This is a genomic window from Citrobacter sp. Cu096, from assembly GCF_030332285.1.
Taxonomy (GTDB): domain Bacteria; phylum Pseudomonadota; class Gammaproteobacteria; order Enterobacterales; family Enterobacteriaceae; genus Citrobacter; species Citrobacter meridianamericanus.
In genome coordinates this window covers 79,492-91,126 of sequence record NZ_JAOWID010000024.1, presented here as the reverse complement: position 1 = coordinate 91,126, position 11,635 = coordinate 79,492, and the positions used below count along the sequence as shown (strand labels likewise).

Sequence of the window (11,635 nt, the reverse complement as noted above, 5' to 3'; positions counted from 1 at the left end):
TATTCAGCCATATTCGTTAATCAGGGGGAGCCGTCATGACCGTACTGCATTGCGTGGATTTTTTTCCGACAGGTAAAGCGACAGTGGCTATTGAACCACGGCTTCCCCAACCCGCGTTTCCCGAGCATCATCATGATTTTCATGAAATTGTGGTGGTCGAACATGGTACGGGGATCCATGTGTTTAACGGACAGCCTTACACCATTAGCGGCGGAACGGTGTGTTTCGTTCGCGATCATGACAGGCATTTATACGAACATACTGACAATCTGTGTCTGACCAATGTTCTGTATCGTTCCCCGGAGGCGTTTCAATTTCTGGCTGGGCTGAATCAGCTTTTGCCTCAGGAACAAAATGGGCAGTATCCCTCCCATTGGCGCGTAAATCAGAATGTATTGCAGCAGGTTCGTCATCTGGTGGGGCAGATGGAAGCGCTTGGCGAGGGAATGGATACGCCGACGGCGGCAAATCGCGAGATTCTGTTTATGCAGTTGCTGGTACTGCTGCGTAAAACCAGTCTGATGGAAACGGCGACTGATAACGATGCACGGCTTAACCTTCTGATGGCATGGCTGGAAGATAACTTTGCCGACGAGGTGTGTTGGGAAGCGCTGGCGGAGAAGTTTTCGCTCTCTTTACGCACTTTACACCGTCAGCTTAAACAACAAACAGGGTTGACGCCGCAACGCTACCTTAACCGTTTGCGGCTGATTAAAGCCAGGCATCTGCTACGTCACAGTGATGACAGCGTGACAGATATCGCTTATCTCTGCGGTTTCGGCGACAGTAACCACTTTTCGACGCTGTTTCGCCGTGAGTTCGAGTGGTCGCCGCGCGATATTCGTCAAGGGCGTGATCTTATCGCGGGCGACAGCCTCCAGTAACGCGAAAGCTATCAACGTTTTTTACCGTCAGTTTGCTGATAATCATAGCCTTTCATGCCAGATGGCGGGTGCGTTCAGGTTGAGGTTATGTGATGGCGAATCAGCTAATCCTTTTGAAATCAGACTTTTTTGCGCATGAGCAGCAGGCTGTCGCCGTGGCCGATCGTTATCCGCAGGATGCCTTCGCTGAGCATACTCACGAGTTTTGCGAGCTGGTGCTGGTTTGGCGCGGCAATGGTCTGCATGTCCTTAACGATCGCCCGTATCGGATAACCCGTGGCGATCTTTTTTACATTCGTGCCGAGGATAAACACTCATACACTTCCGTTAACGACCTTGTGTTGCAAAATATCATCTACTGCCCGGAGCGGCTGACACTAAATGTTGACTGGCAAGCTGCGATCCCCGGATTTAACGGTACGCCGAGGCAGCCGCACTGGCGGCTAGGCAGCGTTGGTATGACACAGGCCCGGCATGTGATCAGCCAGCTTGAGCATGAAAGTAATCAGCGTGATGCGCAGGCTTTTACCATGGCGGAGTTGCTGTTCGGACAACTGGTCACGCACCTTAAACGCCATCGTTATGCCACGGATACGCTCCCGGCGACCTCGAGTGAAACGCTGCTGGATAAACTGATAACCGCGTTAGCCGGCAGCCATGAACATGCCTTTGAACTGGGTAAATTTTGCGAGCGCGAGCAGTGCAGCGAGCGGGTTTTACGCCAGCAGTTTCGTAGCCAGACTGGGATGACCATCAATCAGTATCTGCGCCAGGTACGGGTCTGCCATGCTCAGTATCTGCTCAAACATAGCCGGTTGATGATTAGCGAGATTTCCATGCGCTGCGGTTTTGAGGACAGTAACTACTTTTCGGTGGTATTCACGCGGGAAACCGGGATGACGCCGAGTCAGTGGCGTCATCTCAGCACCCAACATGATTAGCTGGCCATTCCCAGTCCAACAATATTTGCCGCGATAATAATCACCACGCAGCCAAGGCTTAGTACGCTGACTGGGCGTCTCCCGGCATTGCTCCACTCTTTCATGATCAGGCCCACGATACCACCGCACAGGACGTAGAAGCTCATGTGCAGCATCCAGCTCATATAGTCATACTGTGCCGGAATTTTGGCGTGGCCCCAGGCGTAAAAGAAGAACTGGAGGTACCACATCAGACCAGCAAGCGCCGAGAACAGGATATTGCTGATAATCAGCGGTTTTGCTAACGAGAAGTCGGCCTTTACTGACAGGTTTTTCATTTTTGCCAGGCGAATGAAGCAGTATCCCAGATTGATCACTGCACCACCGCCCATGATGACCACATAGCTTGGCAGGGCGACATACAGCGGATCGATACCGAGCGCAGCAGCGGCTTCGTGCATTGGTTTAGCCGCATCCATGGCAAAGGACATCCCGGCGGAGAAAAAGCCGCACATCACCGCCAGTATTAGACCTTTTTTCAGATTGAACTCTTCGGCTTTGATGCCCATCTTGCGCTCTTTTAACTGTCCGGCACGGGTTACAATTGCCACGCCGATCAGGGCGACCAGCACGCCGAGCAATGTCATACGTCCTCCAGGCGTGCCGATGAGTACGCCAAATTTACCGGCTATGATTGGCGTCATTAAGGTGCCAACAATGAGCGTAATGCCGATGGCGATCCCTATCCCCATCGACATACCGAGATAGCGCATAGTCAGGCCATAGTTGATATTACCAATCCCCCACATGGCACCGAACAAAAACACCGGCAGCAGTGTGGATGCGCTGAATGAACTGTAATAGGCCCAGAAGTCCGGCAGCAGGATCGCGCTGACGAGCCAGGGAAGGATCAGCCATGATACAAAACCGCCTATGGACCACATGGTTTCCCAGGACCAGTGTTGTACCTTTTTAAAGGGGGCGTAGAAACAAGCGGCACTAGCGGCACCAATAAGATGCCATATTATCCCCATCGTAATTGCATTACCCATTCTGTTTCCTTTTGAATTATCGATTTGACAGGATGAAAATCACCGTTTTGATGTTCAAAAGTTTAAAGAGTGAGCAATAAACTAACCTTCAGCATGCTGCCGCGTGATGAGTAATGCTGGCAAAATTCACGGGATGAAAGGGATATTGATCACAAATGCAGTTCCGCCCCTCTTTTTTGAGAAGGGCGGAAATATTGAGGGTTAGCAGATTCTTACTGCCTGAATACCCATTAGCCAGGCGAGTTTTTCCAGTGCCTCGCCATGGTGTCCCAGGCCAATGCTGCAATGATGAGCTGGACCGCCCATGCACCATTGCGTGGTGAACTCGCGAGCCGATAACGGGAAGCGATAGCGGCTGTTGGTGTTGCCAATATCCAGAACTTCACCTGCCACTGCTTCACCTTCGGCATACTGTAAACGTACCCCGTTTTCGACATCTTCAATTACCGAAAGAAAGGTTACCGGGCCAGGTTTCACGGTCATCTGGATAGACACGCCTTTACCGGGTTTACCATGATAAACTGGCAGCGGAACCAGACTCACCGGACCATCCGCCATCAACGGGTGTGCCGGACCATCATGTCCCCACAAAACAACATCATCTTTAAATTCAATACCGTAAGGTTCTGAGAATGAACCGCCAGCACTCAGAAGTTGCTGAATTTTCATCGCCAGCACATTTTTGATTTCATATTCTCCCGCTACAGGAATACCACGATGAGTGAGTAGCGTGTTGCCGAGAATTATTGAGGTGATGATGTTCTCGTAAGCATTGCCGTTACGACCTTCGTAGTAATAGGCTAATGCACCGAGTTTATTCTGAGCGATCAGTTTATCCATGGCGCAGGCAGTGGTGAGTGCGCGATCAAGCTCTGCAGGTTCGCATGTCGCATCCAACTGAAGGACACGGTGCATTTCCTGTTGTTTGGCGTTGAGGTCTGCCTCGCTGACCTGCTCGCGATATTCCGCCAGCTCACACATCTCCAGTGGCTTAAAGCGTACGCCCATTTTCGCGGATAAGTTCGTCATATTGCTGTAAACGTCCACCATACCGTCATAATAGTGTCCGAGTACGCCAACCTGACAATTTGCCAGCATTTGACGAGCGTTAAGGGCCTGTAGCCACTGCGCCGTTTGTTGCCAGACGTACTCATCGCCCTGTAATGCACCCACAATAAGTTGAAAACGGATATTCGCGCGGTTAAAGACGTTCGCCAGTTCGGGAGCGCTGCAGGCCTGACAGTGCGCCAGCCATTCTCCAGTACGACCGCCCCGATCGGGAATCTGACGGATTTTTGAATAGGGCAATCCTGGTTCTGGCTGTAGGGCCAGAATAATGACCGGTTTATTGATACTTTGCACCAGGGGTAGCACCGTTGAGCTGAGCGCGTAGGTGCTGATGTAAAGGCAGACCGCATCGACCGACTGATGCTGCAACCGTCTGGTAAGGGCATCGGCTTTATCGACGTTATCAATCAGGCCGCCATTAATCACGGTGGCTTGTTGCGCCGTCAGACGCTCATCAATTGCTTGCAGATAGCCCTGAAGACGTGACTCCAGGCCTGTAAACTGGGGCCAGTATGTGTCGAGGCCGATACCAAAAAGGGCGATGTTGACAGACATAGCAATATTTCCTTGTGAGATAATTCTCAGACTATGTCGTGCTTTATCTCCCATGTCCTTCATGTCGCTGCCTGTTTTCTAGCCAATTGGCAAAATCTGCCTGATTCTCCCGGTAATGCTCACACTTTTACCTCATAATAGCCATGTAAAAAGTACGGCATTGATAATCATTTTCAATATCATTTAATTAACTATAATGACCCAACTGCTTACGCGGCGTTAACACTGGCCGCCCGACAATACTGGAGATGATTATGAGTTATACACTGCCATCCCTGCCGTACGCTTATGATGCCCTTGAACCGCACTTCGATAAGCAGACGATGGAAATCCACCATACCAAACACCACCAGGCTTATGTTAACAACGCGAACGCCGCGCTGGAAAGCCTGCCAGAATTCGCCAGCCTGTCCGCTGAAGAACTGATCACCAAACTGGATCAACTGCCAGCAGACAAGAAAACCGTACTGCGTAACAACGCGGGTGGTCACGCTAACCACAGCCTGTTCTGGAAAGGCCTGAAAACCGGTACTACGCTGCAGGGTGACCTGAAAGCGGCTATCGAACGTGATTTCGGCTCCGTGGACAACTTCAAAGCTGAATTTGAAAAAGCTGCGGCAACCCGTTTTGGCTCCGGCTGGGCGTGGCTGGTGCTGAAAGGTGACAAACTGGCTGTTGTTTCCACTGCTAACCAGGATTCCCCGCTGATGGGTGAAGCAATCTCTGGCGCTTCCGGCTTCCCGATTGTGGGCCTGGACGTTTGGGAACACGCTTACTACCTGAAATTCCAGAACCGTCGCCCGGACTACATCAAAGAGTTCTGGAACGTGGTGAACTGGGACGAAGCTGCTGCACGTTTCGCCGCGAAAAAATAAGTCCGACGCGTTAATTAAGCCCCTGCAAGCAATGCTTGTGGGGGTTTTTTTGTGATTAAAATCAATATAAAAACAATGATCCATTTAAAATGAAACAATGTTTTATTATGCGAGTGGGATCACTTTTATAGTCTCTGCGAATGTCTATCTTCTTTTCATCAAGACGGCGCATCTCAAAAGCACTATGCAGCCGCCCATAAAGATTGCGCCATTTTTATGTCTACAGGTGATGGAAATGCAGATCAAACGTACGATAGAGAAAATCCCAGGCGGTATGATGCTGGTGCCGCTGTTTCTGGGTGCGTTATGTCACACCTTCTCCCCCGGAGCCGGGAAATACTTCGGCTCCTTTACCAACGGCATGATCACCGGTACGGTGCCGATTTTGGCGGTGTGGTTCTTTTGCATGGGTGCGTCGATTAAGTTAAGCGCCACTGGCACCGTGCTGCGTAAGTCCGGCACGTTAGTGATAACCAAGATTCTGGTGGCGTGGGTGGTTGCGGCGATTGCCTCACGCATTCTGCCGGAACATGGCGTGGAGGTTGGATTCTTCGCCGGACTTTCCACGCTGGCGCTGGTGGCGGCCATGGATATGACCAACGGTGGGCTGTATGCCTCGATTATGCAGCAGTACGGCACCAAAGAAGAGGCCGGGGCGTTTGTCCTGATGTCGCTGGAGTCTGGCCCGTTGATGACGATGGTGATTCTGGGAACTGCCGGGATCGCTTCGTTTGAACCGCACGTGTTTGTGGGTGCCGTATTACCGTTTTTGATCGGCTTTGCACTGGGGAATCTGGACCCTGAGCTGCGGGAGTTCTTCAGCAAAGCGGTGCAGACGTTGATCCCTTTCTTCGCCTTCGCATTAGGTAACACTATTGATTTGAGCGTGATTGCACAGACCGGCGTACTGGGGATTCTGCTGGGCGTGGCGGTGATTATCATCACCGGCATTCCATTGATTATCGCTGATAAACTGATCGGCGGCGGCGATGGAACGGCGGGGATTGCGGCTTCCAGCTCTGCGGGGGCAGCGGTCGCCACGCCGGTACTGATTGCGGAAATGGTCCCGGCGTTTAAACCCATGGCGCCGGCGGCAACCTCTCTGGTGGCGACGTCAGTGATTGTAACCTCCATCCTCGTGCCGATTATCACTTCTATCTGGTCAAAAAGAGCCAAAGCCAGAGCGGTGGCAATCGATATGCGCAGCGCGGTGAAGTAACGTGATTATGCCGGATGGTTTGTACCATCCGGCATAACTGTTTTAACCCTTGATTACAAACACCTCATCAATTGTTCGACACTCACTTTCATTCAGCTCTCCGCCTGCATTACGCGAAACCCCGGTGCAATAGCCAAACTTACGCGATACTACGGTTTTGATGGTGGTGACGAAATCCTCACCGATGGCGTAGATAGACATGTAGGTGCCAATCTGGTCCTGAATATCGCGAAGTGCAGCCAGGTCACCCTGCTTAAACGCTTCTCGTGCGCAGACAAACAACTCCGGCATGACGTTGTTTAATCCTGAAATAATACCCGCGCCGCCTGCCAACAGGTTAGGAATATAGTATTCGTCATAGCCGGACAGCACCGCAAAATCTTCGCGTACGGCGCGGGTGGTCTGGATCATGCTACGGGTATGGGACTGGCAGTCGACGGTATCTTTGATGCCTGCGAAGTTGGGGAACTCAGAAGCAAGGGTGGCAACCAGCTCGGGCGTTAAATCGCAACCGGTACGTGCCGGAAAGTTATAGGCAAACCATTTCCCACTGAGTTTCTGCCCCAATTGACGGAAGTAGCTCAGTAGCTGTTTCGCCGTTTGCCCGTAATAGTAAGGCGGCAGGATCATCACGGCATCGTAACCGGCGCGATACGCTTCCTGTGCCATCAACAGCACATCATTCTGGCAGGTGGATGAGACGTTGGCGACCATCTTCAGCGAGCTCATAGCGCGAGCCTCGCGGATTAGCAGCAATCTTTCCTCGAGCGTAAAGGAGGCAAATTCCCCGATGCTGCCCATCAACAAAATCACGTCGATGTTGGCTTCGGTAAGGCGTTTAAGATGCTGGCTCAGACCGTTAAGATCGATCTTGCCGTCATTGTCCATTGGCGTAATGGAAGGACACCAGACGCCAGCAAATTGCGATTGACCAATCACGTTGTCAACTCCTTATTTGAAATGATGTTTCAAAACCAGCTTGTATTGATAGCATGTGTCCCTAACTTTCATGTGAACCGTGCTCTCATTTTGAGCGACTGGGATAAAATAAATGTGGTGTAATGGTGGAAATTTATCGGGAGAGGGAACAGATGCGATATCCGGTCGATGTTTTTACAGGCAAAGTTCGGGACTACACGGGAAGCCGTCCCAGTGCGATTGCTAAGGTTCAGGTTGACGGCGAGTTGATGCTGACTGAACTGGGGCTGACGGGTGATGAGCAGGCGGAAAAGAAAATTCACGGCGGGCCAGATCGCGCCTTGTGTCACTATCCGCGTGAACACTATCAGCACTGGAAACAAGCCTTTCCTGAACAGACGGAATTGTTCGTTGCGCCTGCTTTTGGTGAGAACCTCTCTACTGAGGGGCTGACGGAAGATAATGTGTATATTGGCGATATTTTCCAGTGGGGGGAAGCGTTGATTCAGGTCACGCAGCCACGCTCGCCGTGCTTCAAGCTAAATTTCCATTTTGGCATCAGCGATATGGCCAGCCAGATGCAGGATGCGGGCAAGACAGGCTGGCTGTGCAGCGTTATCGCGCCCGGGCTGGTATCGGCAGACGCGCCGTTGATCCTGGCGTCACGCGTGAGCGACGTCAGTGTGCGGGAGGCGATTGCTATTGCCTGGCATATGCCGTTTGATGACTCGCAATATCACCGTTTATTGTCGGCTGCCGGGCTATCGAAAAGCTGGACCAGAACGATGCAAAAGCGTCGTTTAAGCGGCAAAATCGAAGACAATTCCCGCCGTTTGTGGGGAAAATAGACTCACTCTGTTCATGCAATTAAATCAGGTGGTGACACCTGATTTACTTCTCTCGTAGCACTTATCTCTGCGTACTAAAGCGGGTAAAAACCCCCCCTGCCACACCCTGCTTTCAGGGCATTCTTGATACCTGGCCCACAAAAAGAAACTCTGCGTTGAAAAAAAACTTGAGTATTTCCTGCACTCAAATATCTTAGCTTCAAATTGGTTTAAACCAGATTGAGAAAAATGAAAAAGAAAAACAATGTTGATGTTCTCAGAGAGCGCTTTGAAAGCTGGTTAAACGAGAATAATTTGCCAGCGGGCTCCAAGTTGCCCTCAGAGAGAGAGTTATGTGAGTTGCTGGATGCGAAGCGCATGACCTTACGTCAGGTTCTGATTGAGCTTGAGATCGATGCACGTATTTTCCGAAAGAACCGCAGTGGTTGGTTTATTTCGTCGAAGCGATTTATTTATAACCCTAAATCACTTTCCAGTTTCAATGCTGAAGCCTGTGCTCAGGGTCGTAAACCTTTTTGGGATTATTTAACCAAAGAAACGATTGAGACCGTTCCGCATCATGTTGAAGAGGTTTTTCTCTCCTCCGGCGAACGTTATTTAGTTACCGGCTGGTGTGGGCTTGATTCGCATAAAGTGTTTTACCATGAATCCTATATTGATGCCGATATTGCGCCAGAATTTATTAACAAACTGGGTACTCAGTCTTTTGCAAGCGTCTGGGAAGATGTATATGGTCATATTTTAAACATCAAAGAAATGATCTTTAAACCGGTCAATATGCCAGAAGTGGCCTGCAAAGAACTGGGCGTTGCGCCTAATACGTATGGAATTTTAGTAGAAAAACATCGGGCCACCCGAGATAAAAAAGTGGTTCAGGTTGACTTTGAGTATTGGCGACTTGAATCAGTGGAACTTGTTATTCGTGATGAATGAGAGAAATAATGGATAAATTTAACCAGGAACTTCTTGCTGAACGTGCGAGAAATATACCACTGTATCTACATGCTTATGCTTTTCATCTGAATATGCGTTATGAGAGAGTCCTTCCGGGCGATCTTCTGGATATTGCGCACCAGCAAAAATTAAAGGGCGTGAAAATACATGTTGAAGATGGTGAATCCCAATCACTACAGAAACTGAACGATCGGCAGTTACACGACTTTAAAGAGAAAGCCAAACAACATAACCTGGATGTACATATTGAAACGAGCGCATCGGACCAAGAGACGTTGACGGATGCGATCCGTATTGCGATGGCGACTGGCGCAACGTCAGTACGTTTCTACCCGCGCTATGAAGGGCATCTCAACGATGTTATGGCGAAGATTGCTAAAGATATCGCGTGGTTGTCCCGGTATGACGACTGCGGGCTAAGCTTTACTATTGAACAACATGAAGACCTGCAAAGTCATGAGTTGGTGACGCTGGTTAAAAATAGTGGAATGAAGAATCTCTCTATTCTGTTTGATTTTGGCAACATGATTAATGCCAATGAGCAGCCGCTTTCTGCGTTAGAAATCATGTCTCCTTTGATCACTCAGGTGCATATCAAAGACGCTAAAATTATTAAAGAAGGTAAAGGTTGGGGGCATGAGGCTTGTCGATCAGGGTATGGTGACTTACCAATGGAAGAGATGCTTAAGGCATTATTACTTTTAGGTGAAGATAAGCCGCAAGTCTATGCTTTTGGTCTGGAAGAAGAAGTTGAATATTATGCTCCAGCATTTCGCTTCGATGATGAAGGTGATAACCCCTGGATCCCATGGCGTGATGCAAGTTATACACCGCTGCCCGAGAGTGACAAGATTGACGCGCGACTAGCGTTGGAAAAAGAACATGCTCTTGCACAAATAAAATATATTCGTACTTTATGCGATAAATTTATAACTAATCAATAAATTTCCTTAATATTATTAATATGTAAAAAGGATTATGCAAATAGTCTATCTACTTTATTAGTTAAATATTTTAACTGAATATTTCTCTCAACAAGCAATGAGGGTTTAATCATGTTCATGAATAAATGGGCAAGACTCTGTTTTTTAATTTTAGGCGGCGGCACAATATTTAAACTTTCAAGTATGAAAGATGTTTTCTATGTGCCAATGCAAAATGACTGGGGCTTAACCAATACGCAAATTGGCTTGAGTTTTACGGTTTATACGATTGTTCAGACAACCGGGCTTTTTCTTTCGCTCTATATCGCAGATCGTTATTCTAAGAAAATATTATTACCATTAGGTCTCATTGGTGTTGGGCTTTGCGGCTTATATTTGGCAACGCTACCGTCATTTACCGGTTATCTCATTTGCTTTGCTGCAATGGCGTTCTTTGCCGATGTGGTTTATTGGCCGGTATTGCTGAAAGCCGTACGTCTGCTGGGCACGAAAGAAGAACAAGGTCGCATGTTTGGCTTTTTAGAGGCCGGACGCGGTGTGGTAGACGTCATTGTCGCTTCTGGTGCCCTGTTTGTCTTCGTCCAGTTTGGTGAGGGGAAAGCAGGCATGCAGGCGGGGTTGTTGTTTTATACGCTCATCACCATTGCGGCAGGTATTGTGACGTACTTTATTGTCGATAATGACGAAGTTAAAGGTGGCGAGAAAACCAGTGCCAACATGGAAGTGTTAAAGGGTATCAAGCATGTGTTGTCCTGTCCTAACGTCTGGCTGGCTTCACTAGGGATTTTCTTCGTTTACGCTGCATACTGTGGGCTGACCTACTTCATCCCGTTCTTGAAAGATATCTATATGCTTCCGGTAGCCCTCGTTGGCGCTTACGGCATCATCAATCAGTATGCGTTGAAAATGGTGGGAGGGCCGATTGGTGGGCTACTGGCGGACAAGGTGGCTAAATCGCCGACAATATACCTGAAGTGGACATTTCTGATTTCCGCCGTGGCGATGCTTGTTTTCATGCAATTGCCGCATCAAACAATGAATGTGTATATCGGTATGGCGGCGACATTAGGGTTTGGGGCGATTATTTTCTCCCAGCGTGCCATTTTCTTCGCGCCGATGGATGAGATTGGTACCCCGCGCGAGTATGCCGGTTCGGCAATGGCGTTTGGCTGTATCATTGGCTACATGCCAGCCATGTTTGCGTATACGTTATACGGCTATCTTCTGGATACCAATAGCGGCATCACGGGATACAACTATGTATTTAGCGTAATGATTGCGTTCAGCTTAATGGGCTTTGTCTGCTCGACTATTCTGGTGAAGCGGATTAAAAAGCAAAAGTTGGCGGCTGCAACGGCAGCGGCATAAGGTGAGAGCTTCCCCGGTAATATAATTACC

General features: G+C 49.2%; 11 protein-coding genes. 8 read left to right on the top strand and 3 right to left on the bottom strand.

The features are described 5' to 3' along the window. The first annotated feature begins 35 nt into the window (after positions 1 to 35). Both rhaS and rhaR read left to right on the top strand, forming a co-directional pair. Positions 36 to 884 (top strand): HTH-type transcriptional activator RhaS, encoded by an 849-nt coding sequence (gene rhaS / locus OGX99_RS10970; RefSeq protein WP_151218422.1) that lies wholly within the window; start codon positions 36 to 38, stop codon positions 882 to 884. 92 nt (positions 885 to 976) lie between these two features. Next, entirely contained in the window at positions 977 to 1,825 is an 849-nt protein-coding gene (gene rhaR / locus OGX99_RS10965; RefSeq protein WP_151218423.1) for an HTH-type transcriptional activator RhaR, read from the top strand. On the opposite strand, the gene rhaT is transcribed toward rhaR, so the two are convergent. Together rhaT and OGX99_RS10955 are read right to left on the bottom strand one after the other, a co-directional pair. Continuing rightward, positions 1,822 to 2,856 (bottom strand): L-rhamnose/proton symporter RhaT, encoded by a 1,035-nt coding sequence (gene rhaT, locus OGX99_RS10960; RefSeq protein WP_151218424.1) that lies wholly within the window; start codon positions 2,854 to 2,856, stop codon positions 1,822 to 1,824. The genes rhaR and rhaT overlap by 4 nt on opposite strands. A gap of 201 nt (positions 2,857 to 3,057) precedes the next feature. After that, positions 3,058 to 4,479, bottom strand: coding sequence for an L-fucose/L-arabinose isomerase family protein (locus OGX99_RS10955; protein ID WP_151218425.1), 1,422 nt, complete (start codon positions 4,477 to 4,479; stop codon positions 3,058 to 3,060). Positions 4,480 to 4,733: 254 nt separating this feature from the next. Between OGX99_RS10955 and sodA the strand changes: the two genes are divergently transcribed. Together sodA and kdgT are read left to right on the top strand one after the other, a co-directional pair. Continuing rightward, the gene (gene sodA / locus OGX99_RS10950; RefSeq protein ID WP_003840480.1) at positions 4,734 to 5,354 is read left to right on the top strand and encodes a superoxide dismutase [Mn]; all 621 of its coding nucleotides are present in this window, start codon (positions 4,734 to 4,736) and stop codon (positions 5,352 to 5,354) included. A gap of 235 nt (positions 5,355 to 5,589) precedes the next feature. Continuing rightward, positions 5,590 to 6,573, top strand: a complete 984-nt coding sequence (gene kdgT / locus OGX99_RS10945; protein WP_151218426.1) for a 2-keto-3-deoxygluconate transporter — start codon at positions 5,590 to 5,592, stop codon at positions 6,571 to 6,573. A gap of 42 nt (positions 6,574 to 6,615) precedes the next feature. Here kdgT and OGX99_RS10940 read toward each other — a convergent pair whose 3' ends face one another. Then, positions 6,616 to 7,512, bottom strand: a complete 897-nt coding sequence (locus OGX99_RS10940) for a dihydrodipicolinate synthase family protein (protein WP_151218427.1) — start codon at positions 7,510 to 7,512, stop codon at positions 6,616 to 6,618. A 152-nt stretch (positions 7,513 to 7,664) separates the two neighbouring features. On the opposite strand from OGX99_RS10940, the gene yiiM reads away from it, so the two are divergent. From yiiM to OGX99_RS10920, 4 genes are all read left to right on the top strand, one after another. Further along, on the top strand, positions 7,665 to 8,339 hold the full coding sequence (gene yiiM, locus OGX99_RS10935; protein ID WP_151218428.1) for a 6-hydroxyaminopurine reductase: 675 nt from the start codon (positions 7,665 to 7,667) through the stop codon (positions 8,337 to 8,339). 228 nt (positions 8,340 to 8,567) lie between these two features. Continuing rightward, entirely contained in the window at positions 8,568 to 9,272 is a 705-nt protein-coding gene (locus OGX99_RS10930) for a GntR family transcriptional regulator (RefSeq protein ID WP_187254020.1), read from the top strand. Positions 9,273 to 9,280: 8 nt separating this feature from the next. Next, on the top strand, positions 9,281 to 10,237 hold the full coding sequence (locus tag OGX99_RS10925; protein ID WP_151218429.1) for a sugar phosphate isomerase/epimerase family protein: 957 nt from the start codon (positions 9,281 to 9,283) through the stop codon (positions 10,235 to 10,237). A gap of 117 nt (positions 10,238 to 10,354) precedes the next feature. Next, positions 10,355 to 11,605, top strand: a complete 1,251-nt coding sequence (locus OGX99_RS10920; protein WP_151218478.1) for an MFS transporter — start codon at positions 10,355 to 10,357, stop codon at positions 11,603 to 11,605. Positions 11,606 to 11,635: the final 30 nt, after the last annotated feature.